The following is a 13686-nucleotide window of genomic DNA, read 5'->3' as shown; positions in this document are numbered from 1 at the left end:
GTGATCTCTGGTGCGCCCATGGTAAAGCAAGGGGACTTACCGATTCTTTAAACAGCGGATTTTGCAGCTAAAAGTAGTCATCCCTCACGAATTGGAACGTGACGGCCGATGTTCAAGGGCAGACTCGACGGGTGCGCTGGGGACACGTCGGGTATCGCGGCGCGTCAGGCGCTGCACGATGAGATCGAGCACCAACATCACCAGCAGCGAGGCGCCTACCAGCGGAAAAATAACCCCGCCAATAATCATCAAGACCATCACACCGCGCAGTGCGCCGCGCGCGGCCGGCATGGGCGGAATGCCAAGACTGCCCGTCGGTCGCCGTTTCCACCACATCGCCGCCGCCGCGATGCTCATCAACACCATGGCGAGGCAAGCGGCAACCAGGATCAGTTGGTTGGCCAGGCCAAACTCTTGCCCCATGTGTACGTTGATGCCCCATTCCAGCGCCTTGCCCAAAGGGCCATAGTCGGCATAGCTCATGTCCAGCAGGGGTTGGCCGCTGTATTGATCCAGATGCACGACACGTTGACGGACGAGGTCGTTGGGATAGACCGACGCGGTGTAAACGCCTGTGGGGCTCTGCGGTACGTTGATGGCGTAGCCGGGCGCCAAGTCCAACCGGTTAAACGCACGGACCGCGGCATCTAGCCCGATAGGCTCGCCCATGGCGTGTGAGGGGGCAGATTCGGGCATGCGAGCTTGTTCTAGCGACCAGGAGGTCTGGCCCATGTGCGCGAGGTGCTCGTCGGACATGGGAAGGGCCACGCGCACGCCTGCGGGATAACCGAAGTTGTTACCGTTGGCCCATTGGTTGACCTTGGCGCCCCAGACCAGTGACCAGGGCATGCCGGTGACCGCCAGAAATAGAATAAAGAAGCCCGCGACCGCGCCGGTGACGGCGTGCGTATCGCGCCAGAACACGCGTTTGGCCGGTGTGCCGCGTATGCTGATCACGCCCTGTTTGCGTCCGCGTGGCCACCAGAGGTACAGGCCGGTCAGGACCAGTAGAACACTCCAGCCGGCGGCGATCTCGATGGCTCCATTGGCGATGGGGCCAAAGTAATCCAGGCTGTGCAGCCGGCGTATGGTCCACATGAGGGTACCGCGCTCGGGGAGCGCGCCCAGGACATGGCCATCGTAGGGGTTGACATAGACGCTCAGGCTGTCGCCCGTGTCGGGCTTGATGACCACCTGTGCGGCTTTATCGGGGGCGGCGGGTGGCAGGTATTTGGCCAGCGTGCCGGGGTAGGCTCGCTGGGCCGACTGCGTCAGGGCTGAAGGCGCTAACGTCGGCGTGGTGGCGACCTGCACTTGTTTCAGGTCGCGATACCAGGCGTTTTCGATTTCTTGGTGAAAAAGGTATAGCCCCCCGGTGATAGCTAGCAAAATCAGAAAGGGCAGTACCAGGAGGCCGGCATAGAAATGCCAACGCCAGACGGCGCGATAGGCGTCGACATGACGGATCGTGTCGGGAAGGGAGGGCATGGGAACTCTCGGCAGAAAGGGCTGGGCCATCGCCAGGAGCGATGGGGTGTCAAGCACTAACTGAGGTAGAGCGGCGGGGCGCGTGCACCGAGCGGTGCACTAAGGGCAGAAGCGGTGGCAAATGGGGGCGGGGCACGCGCGACGGCACGTCGCGTGACGGTGCTCGTGGGAATCAAGCCCTGCGGGGAGGATAGCAGAGGCAGCGCAGCCAGAGCGGCGCCCACCGCGCAGACGGCGGATTGCTCCGCGTGCTGAGCGTCTTGGTGCGGCGGGTGATGATCGTGGCCGGAGACGGACGGATCTGCTATCCAGATCGGGCCGGCTGCCGAACAGAGTTGGATGAGCGTCGTACTGGGATCGGATCCCGGCATGAATCCTTGCGGAACCAGTGCCTTTAACGCGAATACGCACAACGCCAACCAGATGGCGGCGCGGTAGCGTATCGATGTGAGGGCACGGTTGGCGGGACGCATAATGTTGTAATGTTACTCGTTACCCGTCTGTTGCGTGAATGCGCGCACCAGGTGCGCGATCTGGTCCAGTTCGTCTTGCGCGCCCGCTGTCCAGGGCGGCTGATCGAATGGGCTGTCGGTCGGGGCATTGTCGGTGGCGGCCCTGAAGTCGGCCAGGATTTCCAGGGCCAGTTCCGTCGCCTGCGGATTGCTGCGCGTCGAGAGTGCCAGGGCCAGTGCAACCGTCTGGCGCAGAGCAAGCAAGCGGCCGTCGAGTTCAGTTTCCATGGGATGCCTTTCGGAAAGTAAAAAAAGGGGTAAGGTGAAGGATCCGTCTATTTTACGGATGTGCAATGTTCTTGTAGTAGGGTAGAACGGTTGTGAGCGTAGTGGGCGATCGCGGTGCAGACGGTGTGCACGGTCGGCGATGCCCGATGCGCAGTGGGTTGATGAAATCCGTGTTTTTCTTATCTTTGATTCCTGAAAGGAGACCTGTCATGTCTATTGAAAAAATCGTTTACCGTGCTCATGCCAAAGCAACGGGTGGCCGCGATGGCCGCGCCGTGTCGTCGGACAATATTCTGGATGTCAAACTGGCCGTGCCGCGTGAAATGGGTGGCGCGGGCGGGGGCACGAATCCCGAGCAGCTCTTTGCCGCAGGCTATTCCGCTTGCTTTCTGGGGGCCATGAAGTTCGTGGCTAACCGCGACAAGATCGAGATCCCGTCGGACGTGTCGATTGACGGTACAGTCGGCATCGGCCAGATCCCAGACGGGTTCGGCATCGAGGTGGAACTCAAGATTTCCTTGCCCGGCATGGCCCGCGAGCAGGCCGAAGACCTGGTGCAACGGGCCCATATCGTGTGCCCGTACTCCAATGCCACCCGCAACAACATTGATGTCACGCTGACGGTGGTGTAAATAGTGGCCGTCGATGATCCCGTATTGCCGACGGCGCCCGTTGACGACCCGGAGCCGATCCCTCCCATCGCTCCGGAACCCTACGAGTGTTGTCAAAGCGGTTGTGATCCGTGCATTTACGATTTGTACAACGACGAAATGGACAAGTACCGCGAACAACTGCGCGCCTGGCGCGCGCGGCACTCGGCGGCTTGACGGTACGATAGACGTTTGCGGAGGCTTATGCGGGCACCCGCAGGAAAACCGATAAGGATGACATCATGATGAAAACGATGGCGGCGTCTGGTTTGACGGCTTTGGCATGCCTGATGGGGGCAATGGGGATGGCGCAAGCGCAGACTCAGGCTCAGACTCAGGAATACAGTTTCCCCTCGCACGAAAGCAGTTCTTCGCCGCCTTCCACTCTGCGCATTACCGAGCAGCCCGCTGCCGGCGCCGCGTCGTCGGGGGCGGTCCGTGATACGCCCGAAAGCCTGGATCAGTACAAGCGATGCCGCAGCAAGGCTGACCGCGAGGCGATCAGCAATGTGCAACTGCAGACCGAGGTTGCAGCCTGCTTGCGCGAGCTTGAGACGCGTCGTCAACAGTAACCCTTCGAATGCTAAGCTCCGGGACGCGACGCGATCCGTTTTCCCTTTGTTTACTTTTTGCCGCCCATGAATGCTTCTGATGATGTGCACCTGACCGAAACGCTGGTCGATAGTCAGTCTCTGTGTGAGGGGAGTTTTCTCAAGGCGCGTCGGGATACGGTACGCCTGCCTGACGGTGGTACGTCGACACGCGAGTACATCGTGCACCCGGGCGCCGTCGTGATTATTCCGCTGCTCGATGATGGCCGTGTCTTGATGGAGCGGCAGTTTCGTTATCCGGTGGGGCAGGTCATGACCGAGTTCCCGGCGGGTAAGCTCGATCCAGGTGAAGACCCGCTAGCTTGCGCGCAACGCGAGTTGCTCGAAGAAACCGGCTATACGGCCAGACAGTGGGCTCGTGCTGGCGTCATTCATTTGGCGATCGCTTATTCCACCGAGATTCTCCATATCTATTTTGCGCGAGACTTGGTGGCAGGGCCTGCTCAACTGGACCAGGACGAGTTCTTGGAGGTGTGCACCGCAACGCCTGACGAGCTGCTCGAGGCTTGCCGAGCGGGCGGCGTCACGGACGCCAAGACGCTGACATGTACGCTGTGGTTGCAAAATGTGCTGGCCGGACAATGGCCGCTGGATTGGCAGCATAATGTTGAACGCGCAAGACCTTGAGCGTCTGGTCACGCTGGAGATGCCATTCGGCAAATACAAGGGTCGGCTGATTGCCGATCTGCCGGGGCCGTATTTGGCGTGGTTTGCCCGCAAGGGGTTTCCGCCAGGTCAGATGGGCCGTTTACTGGCCTTGATGCACGAGTTGGATCACAACGGCCTGACAGGGTTGCTGCAGCCTTTGCGGCAACAGGCCGCGGGCGGCAAACCCCGTGTGCCGCTCAAGGCAACGGCGTGATGGTTTCGCAGGTGGCGGCGCGATCCGCCGCTTGGGCATCATCACCCAATAAAGCGCGCGTGCCGCACTCTGAACGGAACATACCCGCCGCGTCGTGCCCTACTTTCATGACGTGTTGTTGAACATGCATCAGTTTGATGGGCTGATTGCCGCGGTTGGCTAGCAGGTGGTCGTAGCGCAGATAGTCCTGCCCGCGCGACAACCGGGTTGCCCCCTGGGCCATGGCGCCGCAATGCTTGTCCAGCCCGCGCCCTTCGGGATTGTTATCAGCGCTGCCCAGCAAGTAGACCACGTCGCGGGCGGCGTAGCGTACGTAGAGGCTGGCCGAAGCGGGATCCTGTGCGTAGGGCGGGAGCTGCTGAGGCCCGTACGGATACTGGTTATAGGTGGGGCAGATGCCGCGCTCATAGGGCGCGTAGCCCGCGCGATTACGGCGCGGCCGTTCGTCGGTGAGATACAGATAGGAAGGCGCGTTGGCCACGACGTAACGCAGCCCGGATCCGTGGCGGCGCACCATGCCGTCCAGGTCATTTAACACGGCATAGCGTTGCAGCAATTGCGCGCCGCTGCCGTGCGCCGCCAGTACGATGTCGGTTAGCGCGGGCAGTTCTTGGCGGTCGGTGAGTCGCAGAACGATATCGTCCAGCACTTGAAAGGCGCTCATCGGTGCGGGCCGGTCCGCGGACTGCACACTTTCCCCGCCTGTTTCCCAACTGGCTTTGCGCCAGGCCGGAAACCCCGTAAAGGAAGCATCGATCGACGTCGGGAATTCCAGCGCCAGGATCAGCGTGTCGGCCTTGCGATCCGGGTCGCGGGTGACCAGGGGGGCGATATCTTGGTAGTGTTGTCCGGCCTTGCGCCGGGCGCTGGGCAACACCACGATGACGCGCCGGATGTCTTTCAGGCCGTCGGCCAGGTTGCGGTTGGCGTAGACCGGCATTCGGTAGCTTTGCCGGGTCGAGCCCAATATCAGCGCTTGCCAGTCGGGCAGGGGGCTGGGGGGTTTGGGCAGCGGCTCGTCGTAGTTATACGGCGGCGGCAGCGGTGTCTGGGCAACGACGTTAGCGGTGGGCAAGGACAGGGCCAGCGCCAGGCTGCCCGCGGCAACCTTCGGCAGGCGAGAGCCACCGACAAGGCGGCGTGAAGGGCGCGCCAGGCTCAGCAACTTTTTTGCCCCGCTATCTGATTCAGGGCGGGGATATCCAACAGGCGGACTTCCCGCTGGTGGGTACTGATCAGGTTTTCACGCGAAAGCCTCGAAAATACGCGACTGGTGGTTTCGAGGGTCAGGCCCAGATAGTTGCCGATTTCTTCGCGGCTCATGCGCAGCACGAATTCCGTCGACGAATAGCCCAGTGTGGCATAGCGCTCGGATAGGTTGAGCAAAAAGGCCGCGAGCCGTTGCTCGGAACGCATGCTGCCCAGTGAGGCCAGTACCTGGTATGACCGGCCGAGTTCACGGCTCATCAAGCGGCGCATCTGATGCTGTAATGAGGGCAAGTGGCTGGCGATGTGGTCGATTTGCGCGAGGCGGATGACGCAGACTTCGGAGTCTTCCATAGCCAGGGCGCTCGAGACATGTTGGCCTTCCATCATGCCGTCCAGGCCGATCATTTCCCCCGGCAGGTTAAAGCCGGTAATCTGTATACGACCGGCGGCGTCTTCGGTTTGGGTTTTGACGCTGCCGTAGCGCACGCTGTAGATGGCATCAAGCGGCTCTGTCGGGGAATACAGCGACGCGCCTTTGGGCAGGCGCAGGCGCTCCTCGACGAGGTCATCCAGTTGTTTGACATCGGCGGCCGCCATTCCGATGGGAACGCAAACATGACCGAGCACGCATGTCGAGCAGTTGGGTGATTCTGGCGACACAAGGACACGTTTTTGCATAAGGGTCAGGCTGGCCAGCGGCCAGATACGGTGAAACGATGACGGTGCACAACGACTGCTGGACTTGGTATTGTAGGCTTCGCGAACGAAGCGCTGATTTCCGGCCGGCTGCAATGGTCTGTACGGGATTATTCACGATGATTGTTACATACTGTACTGTCTCATCTTGAAAAAACCTCCTGGCGTCAGCATATGTAGGTCATCGAGCCCGCCGCGCATCTGTTTCGGTCAGGCTCCCCTCTAAGCCTAAATGACGACTGTTATGCGATTCGACAAACTTACTACGAAATTCCAGCAGGCATTGGCCGACGCGCAAAGCCTGGCCGCCCGCAATGATCATCCCTATATCGAGCCGGTACACGTGCTCTCGGCGCTGTTATCCGATACGGACAGCGGTGCGGGTAGCCTGCTGGCGCGCGCCGGCGTGGCGGTCAACCGTGTGACGGCCGCCCTGGAGGGCGCGCTGAAGTCGTTGCCGCAGGTGCAGGGCAATGACAACGTGCAAATCAGCCGCGATCTCCAAGCCGTGCTTACGCGTACGGACAAGGAAGCCGCTCGCCGTGGTGATACGTATATTGCCAGCGAGCTGTTTTTGTTGGCGCTGGCCGACGACAAAGGTCAGACGGGCACGATTCTGCGCGATGCGGGCCTGCAGAAAAAGGCCCTTGAGGCCGCCGTCGACGCCGTGCGCGGCGGCGAGAACGTGTCTGGCGCCGAAGGCGAGTCCAACCGTGAGGCCCTGGCCAAGTACACGATGGATCTGACCGAGCGTGCCCGAGAGGGCAAGCTGGATCCCGTAATCGGCCGCGACGATGAAATCCGCCGTACTATTCAGATCCTGCAGCGCCGCACCAAAAATAACCCCGTCTTGATTGGCGAGCCCGGTGTGGGCAAGACCGCCATCGTCGAGGGGTTGGCCCAACGTATTGTGAATGACGAGGTTCCCGAGACCCTGCGGGGCAAGCGGGTGCTGTCGCTGGATTTGGCGGCGCTGTTGGCCGGGGCCAAGTTCCGTGGCGAGTTCGAAGAGCGTCTGAAAGCCGTACTGAAAGAGCTTTCGCTCGACGATGGTCAAAACATCGTCTTTATCGATGAGCTACACACCATGGTGGGCGCGGGCAAGGCCGAAGGCGCCATGGATGCCGGCAATATGCTCAAGCCGGCCTTGGCGCGTGGCGAGCTGCATTGCATTGGCGCGACGACACTGGACGAATACCGCAAATACATCGAGAAAGATGCCGCGCTGGAGCGTCGTTTTCAAAAGGTGCTGGTCAACGAACCGGATGTCGAGTCGACCATCGCTATTTTGCGCGGTCTGCAAGAGCGCTACGAGATTCACCATGGCGTCGAGATTACCGACCCGGCCATCGTCGCGGCGGCCGAGTTGTCGCATCGCTACATCACGGACCGCTTTTTGCCCGACAAGGCCATCGACTTGATCGATGAGGCCGGTGCGCGCATCCGCATGGAGATCGACTCCAAGCCCGAGGTGATGGATCGCCTGGATCGCCGCATTATTCAGCTGAAAATCGAACGCGAAGCTGTGCGCAAGGAAACCGATGATGGTTCCAAGCGCCGTCTGGCCGCCATCGAAGAAGAGCTGGAAAAATTGCAACGCGAGTACAACGACTACGAGGAAATCTGGAAAGCGGAAAAGGCAGCCGTACAAGGCACGCAGGCAATCAAGGAAGAAATCGATCATGTGCGCGCCGAGATGGCAGAGCTGCAACGTAAGGGGCAGTTCGACAAGTTGGCTGAGCTGCAGTACGGCAAACTACCTGAGCTTGAGGCGCGTTTGAGCGCAGCGAACACGGCCGAGCAACAAGGCGAGCCATCGGATGCCAGTAAACCGCGTTTGTTACGCACGCAAGTGGGCGCCGAGGAAATCGCCGAGGTGGTGTCACGTGCAACGGGTATTCCTGTCGCCAAGATGATGCAGGGCGAACGTGAAAAGCTGCTGCAAATGGAAGACTATTTGCACAAGCGCGTGGTGGGCCAGGACGAGGCGGTACGGTTGGTGTCCGATGCGATCCGCCGTTCACGCGCCGGTCTGGCTGATCCCTCACGTCCCTATGGTTCATTCTTGTTCCTGGGCCCCACGGGCGTGGGCAAGACCGAGCTCACGCGTGCGTTGGCGGATTTCCTGTTCGACTCCGAAGAGCACCTGATTCGTATCGACATGAGTGAGTTCATGGAAAAGCACTCGGTCGCTCGCTTGATTGGTGCCCCCCCCGGATATGTGGGCTACGAAGAAGGTGGATATTTGACGGAAGCTGTCCGTCGCAAACCGTATAGCGTCATCTTGCTGGACGAGGTCGAAAAGGCGCATCCTGATGTGTTCAACGTGTTGTTGCAAGTGTTGGACGATGGCCGTTTGACCGATGGCCAGGGGCGTACCGTGGACTTTCGCAACACGGTGATCGTGATGACGTCCAACCTGGGTTCGCAACACATTCAGAGCATGGCTGGTCAGCCTTACGAGGTGATCAAGGAAGTGGTCTGGGACGAGTTGAAGCAGTCGTTCCGCCCCGAGTTTCTGAACCGTATCGACGAGGTCGTGGTGTTCCACGGGCTGGAGGCTCAGCATATTGAGTCGATCGCACGGATTCAGCTCAAACGCTTGGCGGATCGCCTGGAGCGTCAGGAAATGCGCCTGGAAGTCACCGACGCCGCGTTGACCGAGTTGGCTCGTGCCGGGTTTGATCCCGTGTTCGGTGCTAGACCCTTGAAGCGCGCGATCCAGCAACAGATCGAAAACCCGGTCGCCAAGCTGATTCTCGAAGGTGAGTTCGGGCCACGCGATGTGGTGCCAGTGGATTGGCAAGACGGCAAGTTCGTGTTTACACGGACGCTGCAATGATTGTTTAAATCGTTGTAGTGAAAAAGGGCAACGTGGTTTCGCGTTGCCCTTTTTTATTTCTTGCCGACTCCGCCACTGAGTTCGGCTGGTCTATGCTGAAGTCCGTCACAACCAAAATCAAACTGACCAAGTCCGCAGGTAGAAATGCGGCACATTCCCAGGTGCCCCTCGTAGTTGGTATTTATCGGTTAGTTATTTTGTTATGAAACCTCGAGTTCTGTCTGCAATCGCATTTTCCACTTTTGACATTGCGCTGGGATGTGGCGAACGCAGTATCAATATGCCGAGATGAAGATTGCCAATACCTACATCGATTTCTTTGAGTCCATATAATTTTATTTGATCGAGAAAACGCTTTGGCATCAGCCCGAGTCCGAGCCCTTGGCGTATAAGTCCCATTTGTAGTCCTGCATGCTCGATTTCGGCTGCAATGATCAGTGATTGTTTATTTTGAGCTAATTTACCAGTGAGGCAGCGCCGAGCATCACAAGGTTCTGGACTTAATATCCAGCCGAGTTGCGCATTTTCTTCTGCACCGGTAGCGAGATCGCTTGATCCCACCACAATCAATTCTTCTTCTCCTATCTGCTCAGCGTCATGGAAGCACGCCGTATCGGATAGGACAATGGCGGCATCAAGGCGTCCCCGTTTGTGTTGCTCGGCAAGTTCATCACTCCATCCGGATTTCAGACGAAGTGAGACGCGAGGAAATTGCGAAATGACCGCGGCGAAACTTTCTGCCAATCCTTCATGTGCGAGGCCATTGGCGAGGCCAAGCCGAAATACACCCTCAGGTTCGGGGGGCGCAGCAATGGCCTTCAGTTTTTCGAAAGACTCCAGTACCTCCTTGCCTCGGCTCAGAACCTCCTTCCCCATCGGCGTGAGTGTCGATGGCTTCTGCCGTCTATCTAATAGCTGAATTCCAAGCGTTTGCTCCAGCCTCTGGATCTGACGACTGACTGCGGGCTGCGTCAGTGGGATCCTTTGTGCCACCCTCTGGATGGAGCCTTCTTCAGCAAATAGGATGAATGTCCGTAATTCGTCAAACATGCATAACTCGCATAATTATGTATTTAATTATGCATTAGGATATTTTTTAGGGCAAGGCGATACTTTGGGTATCGAACTCACTGAGAGGTCTTGATGAAAGCGATCGTGCTTCAGAATAGCCCTGGTCTTAACAATCTCACGCTCGTGGAGCGGCCGATACCCACCCCGCGTCGACAGGAAATCCTTGTTCGCGTTGGCGCTACAGCGCTGAACTATCGTGATGTCGAGATTGCCAACGGAACCTATCACACTGCATTTAACTTGCCGCTTGTCCCTCTGTCGGATGGTGTCGGTGAGGTGGTAGCGGTTGGCGACGATGTCACGCGCTTTAAGGTTGGAGATCGGGTCTGCAGTACGTTCTGGCAACGTTGGGTGGGTGGCTCTTTCCGCATGGCGGAGGCGTCTTACCAGCGTGGCGGTCCGGTCGATGGGTTACTTGCCGAATATGCAGTGCTTGATGAGCAGGCAGCGGTTTTTACACCTAAGAATCTTACGGACGTGGAGGCCGCGACTTTGCCTTGTGCAGCCGTTACTGCGTGGCATGCTCTCGTGACGGAAGGGGCGATCAAGGCGGGTGATACGGTCTTAGTGCAAGGAACGGGGGGAGTTTCGCTCTTTGCGCTGCAGTTTGCTCATGCGAGCGGTGCTCGGGTCATTGTCACATCTAGCAGTGATGAAAAATTGACGCGTGCTGCAGCACTTGGCGCCTTTGTGGGAATAAATTACCGGAAAAGCCCTGAGTGGAGCGAGGCCGTTCTTGAGGTGACTGAAGGTCGTGGTGTTGACCACGTAATTGAAGTCGGCGGGCCACGCAGCTTTCAGCAATCACTGAAGGCATGTGCAAGACGTGGTCAAATCAACGTTATTGGTTATCTTGGCGGGAAAGAAGGAAGCATCAATCCACTTGACATTTTTACAAGGCAGATTGTGGTTAGAGGCATTCCGGTTGGTTCACGTGAATCATTTGAGGCGATGAATCGCGCGATTGAAGCAAATGACCTACATCCGGTGATCGATCGTACTTTCCCTTGGACTGATGTTGCAGGAGCAATTCGTTATTTAGAAGCCGGGGCTCATTTTGGGAAAATCGGTTTGATTCACAACTAAGTCAACTACGTGTGACATCGATAAGTGCTCGTAGCATCGCGGCGGTGCCTGTCAGTGGTCTTAGTACACGTCGCGTCGGTATCGGTTGTCGTGACGTAACGTGGCTAATCCTTGTACACCGATGATATCGGTCAACGCTTCATCGACGCCCTGGGCCATGCCTTGCAGGCTGCCGCACACGTAGATGCTGGCGCCGGCTTGAACCCAATCCCGTACAGCACCGCTTGCCTCGAGCAAGTGGTGCTGTACGTACTTTCGGGACGGGGTATCGCGTGAAAAGATCGCGTCCAGGTGTTGGAGTTTGCCGGCGTTCGACCAGCCTTCGATTTCCTCGCGGTGAAACCAGTCATGCGCCGCGTTCCGTTCTCCAAAGATCAGCCAATTGCGATGATGGCCGGCGGCGATGCGAGCCTTGAGCAGGGCGCGCAACCCGGCCAGGCCAGTGCCATTGCCGATCAGCAGCAAGGGACGGTCATCGGCGGGCAGATGAAAATTGCTATTGGTACGCAGTCGCAGATCGATGACATCGCCCGGTTGCGCGAGGTATGTGAGCCAGCCGCTGCCCAGGCCCAGGCGGCCATCGTCATGGTGCATTTGCCGCACCAGCAGATGAACGGCGCCATCGGTGGGTACAGAAGAGATGGAGTATTCGCGGTGAGGCAGCAGCGTGCCGCCGCGTGCGTCCCGTGGGCCGATCTCGGCAATATCGCCGGCCTGCCACAGCGCATCGGTGCCGTCGGGCGGGGTCAGGATCAGGTGAAAGCACGGGTCGCCCTGACTACCTGGGTTGAGCAAGGTGCGCTGCGTGAGCCGCCACGGGCGATAGCTGGGCGTTTCCCAGTCGGGCAGGTTACTGCGGCCAGTGAGCAGACCGAGATGGTGTTGCCAGTGCCGCAGGGCCGCCGAGTCGGCGTTGTCGGCCTCGACCCGGTCAAAGAGCGGCGTGGCGCCACAATCGCGCAGCCAAGTGTCGAGTTCGCGGCCAAAACCGCAGAAATGCGGGTATTCGCTGTCGCCCAGCGCGAGTACCGCGTAATTCAGGCCTTCAAGCGCGTCTGCCCCACGGGTTGTCATGAGCGTGTCCACGAAAGCGGCCGCGCTGTCAGGTGGGTCTCCCTCGCCGTAGGTGCTGGCAACGATCAGCAGGCTGGGATAGGTGCGTAACAGGGGCAAGTTCAACTGTCCCAGGGCAGCGATGCGTGTTGGCAGGCCGCCCTGGCGCAGGGCCTCGGCGGTCTGATGGGCCAGTGCCTCGGCCTGTCCGGTTTGGCTGGCGTGGGCGACCAGGATGGTTCGGTTTGTGATCGGCGCTGCCAGATCGCGGACCGCCTGATTTTGTTGCGCGTGACGTTGGCGGGTCTGGCGCCATGCCCATAGGCACAGCAGTAGCCAGGCGGCAATGAGGCAGCAGGCACACAGCAGGCGATGGGTGGGGGAAAGGGACATGACGATAGGGACCGCTGCGCTATTGGTTGGCCGATGCCGCAAACGCGGCAAAGGCTTCGCTGGCGGCCAGGCGCAGGTGCTGCCCATCGCGCAAGATGAACAGCACCGCCAAGCCGTGGCGGCGCGCATAGTCCAGGCCATCGCGTTCGCCCAATACCGTCAGGGCCGTTGCCAGCGCGTCGGCTTGCATGCAGTGTGCGTGAATGACGGTTACCGACGCCACGCCATTGATGATGGGGCGTCCCGTGCGCGGATCCAGTGTGTGCGCGTATCGGCGTGTGTCACTGTCGCGATAGCGTCGATAGTCTCCCGATGTGGCGATACTGCGATCCGACAGGATCAATGACAGGGCGTGATCGTCGGTGCCGTCGGGGACCTCGATCGCGACGCGCCAGGGATGTCCGTCCGGGCGTTGGCCACGGGCACGAAGTTCTCCCCCGACTTCCATGAGGTAGTCCTCGATACCTAGCGCGTTCAGGGCCTGGGCGGCCAGATCCACCCCGTAGCCCTTGGCGATGGCGGACAAATCCAGATAGGCGCCGCCAGGTTGCCAGGCGCGTCCGGTTGCGTTGTCCAGCCGGATACGCTCCCAGCCGCAGCGTTGCTGCAACGTCCGGATGGTGTCCTCGGAGGGAGGCTCGCTGGCGTAGGGCGGTGGTCCGAATCCCCAGGCGTTGACGAGTGGGCCGATGGTCGGGTCATAGGCGCCCCGCGTGTCGGCGGCCAGTTGCAAGGCGTGCCGCAGAACATAGAGACACTCCTCAGGTAACGAGACCCAACCCGATGATGTCGATCGGTTGTAGCGCGACAGGTCAGATGTTTCGTCCCAGGTACTCATTTGCGCGACGACTTTGTCCAGGGCCTGCTGGATGGCGTCGCGGGCAGCGTCCGCTGTCATCTGAGCGGGCAGCGCCAACCGCACCGACCACGTGGTCCCCATCGTGGCGCCCGCCAGCGCCNCGGGGGTCGTGAGGCAGGCNGCCGC

At 59.6% G+C, this 13686-nt stretch carries 14 protein-coding genes and 1 pseudogene; 7 read left to right on the top strand and 8 right to left on the bottom strand.

Features of this window, described 5'->3' with window-relative positions:
* Positions 1-84: 84 nt before the first annotated feature.
* From ACNAZS_RS24760 to ACNAZS_RS24750, 3 genes are read right to left on the bottom strand one after another with little or no spacing between them, the layout of a single operon-like run.
* On the bottom strand, positions 85-1488 hold the full coding sequence (locus ACNAZS_RS24760) for a PepSY-associated TM helix domain-containing protein (RefSeq protein ID WP_415793203.1): 1404 nt from the start codon (positions 1486-1488) through the stop codon (positions 85-87).
* Between the two features lie 56 nt (positions 1489-1544).
* Positions 1545-1961 carry a DUF2946 family protein gene (locus ACNAZS_RS24755; protein ID WP_415793201.1) on the bottom strand — a complete coding sequence of 139 codons (417 nt, stop codon included), beginning with the start codon at positions 1959-1961 and terminating at the stop codon, positions 1545-1547.
* Positions 1962-1973: 12 nt separating this feature from the next.
* On the bottom strand, positions 1974-2228 hold the full coding sequence (locus ACNAZS_RS24750) for a hypothetical protein (RefSeq protein ID WP_415793200.1): 255 nt from the start codon (positions 2226-2228) through the stop codon (positions 1974-1976).
* Between the two features lie 209 nt (positions 2229-2437).
* On the opposite strand from ACNAZS_RS24750, the gene ACNAZS_RS24745 reads away from it, so the two are divergent.
* The 5 genes from ACNAZS_RS24745 (at position 2438) to ACNAZS_RS24725 (ending at position 4351) form a co-directional block, all read left to right on the top strand.
* Positions 2438-2860: an organic hydroperoxide resistance protein gene (locus ACNAZS_RS24745; protein ID WP_415793199.1), complete on the top strand. Its 423-nt coding sequence runs from the start codon at positions 2438-2440 to the stop codon at positions 2858-2860.
* A 3-nt stretch (positions 2861-2863) separates the two neighbouring features.
* On the top strand, positions 2864-3055 hold the full coding sequence (locus ACNAZS_RS24740; RefSeq protein ID WP_415793198.1) for an oxidoreductase-like domain-containing protein: 192 nt from the start codon (positions 2864-2866) through the stop codon (positions 3053-3055).
* 68 nt (positions 3056-3123) lie between these two features.
* Positions 3124-3450, top strand: a complete 327-nt coding sequence (locus ACNAZS_RS24735; protein WP_415793265.1) for a hypothetical protein — start codon at positions 3124-3126, stop codon at positions 3448-3450.
* 66 nt (positions 3451-3516) lie between these two features.
* Positions 3517-4116 carry an NUDIX domain-containing protein gene (locus tag ACNAZS_RS24730; protein WP_415793197.1) on the top strand — a complete coding sequence of 200 codons (600 nt, stop codon included), beginning with the start codon at positions 3517-3519 and terminating at the stop codon, positions 4114-4116.
* Complete coding sequence (locus tag ACNAZS_RS24725; RefSeq protein ID WP_415793264.1) at positions 4097-4351, top strand: DUF3820 family protein; 255 nt, start codon at positions 4097-4099, stop codon at positions 4349-4351. The genes ACNAZS_RS24730 and ACNAZS_RS24725 overlap by 20 nt, the downstream gene beginning before the upstream one ends.
* On the opposite strand, the gene ACNAZS_RS24720 is transcribed toward ACNAZS_RS24725, so the two are convergent.
* Positions 4335-5513, bottom strand: a complete 1179-nt coding sequence (locus ACNAZS_RS24720; protein ID WP_415793263.1) for a hypothetical protein — start codon at positions 5511-5513, stop codon at positions 4335-4337. The two genes, ACNAZS_RS24725 and ACNAZS_RS24720, sit on opposite strands and share 17 nt — an antisense overlap.
* Entirely contained in the window at positions 5510-6238 is a 729-nt protein-coding gene (locus ACNAZS_RS24715; protein WP_415793196.1) for a helix-turn-helix domain-containing protein, read from the bottom strand. The genes ACNAZS_RS24720 and ACNAZS_RS24715 overlap by 4 nt, the downstream gene beginning before the upstream one ends.
* 262 nt (positions 6239-6500) lie before the next feature.
* Here ACNAZS_RS24715 and clpB point away from each other — a divergent pair, with 262 nt between their 5' ends.
* A complete protein-coding gene (clpB, locus tag ACNAZS_RS24710; protein ID WP_415793195.1) occupies positions 6501-9098 on the top strand; it encodes an ATP-dependent chaperone ClpB in 2598 nt (865 codons plus the stop codon).
* A 192-nt stretch (positions 9099-9290) separates the two neighbouring features.
* Here the strand turns inward: clpB and ACNAZS_RS24705 are convergent, their stop codons facing one another.
* Complete coding sequence (locus ACNAZS_RS24705; protein WP_415793194.1) at positions 9291-10148, bottom strand: LysR family transcriptional regulator; 858 nt, start codon at positions 10146-10148, stop codon at positions 9291-9293.
* Between the two features lie 93 nt (positions 10149-10241).
* On the opposite strand from ACNAZS_RS24705, the gene ACNAZS_RS24700 reads away from it, so the two are divergent.
* Positions 10242-11255 carry a zinc-dependent alcohol dehydrogenase family protein gene (locus ACNAZS_RS24700; protein ID WP_415793193.1) on the top strand — a complete coding sequence of 338 codons (1014 nt, stop codon included), beginning with the start codon at positions 10242-10244 and terminating at the stop codon, positions 11253-11255.
* Positions 11256-11315: 60 nt separating this feature from the next.
* Here ACNAZS_RS24700 and ACNAZS_RS24695 read toward each other — a convergent pair whose 3' ends face one another.
* Complete coding sequence (locus ACNAZS_RS24695) at positions 11316-12701, bottom strand: sulfite reductase subunit alpha (RefSeq protein ID WP_415793192.1); 1386 nt, start codon at positions 12699-12701, stop codon at positions 11316-11318.
* A gap of 19 nt (positions 12702-12720) precedes the next feature.
* A pseudogene (locus tag ACNAZS_RS24690) lies at positions 12721-13660 on the bottom strand (FAD:protein FMN transferase); the annotation flags it as partial.
* Between the last annotated feature and the right edge of the window lie 26 nt (positions 13661-13686).

The sequence above is a fragment of the Bordetella tumulicola genome (genome assembly GCF_965138755.1).
In the GTDB taxonomy this organism is placed as follows: Bacteria; Pseudomonadota; Gammaproteobacteria; order Burkholderiales; family Burkholderiaceae_B; genus Bordetella_A; species Bordetella_A tumulicola.
This window is presented reverse-complemented; position numbering and strand designations above follow the sequence as displayed.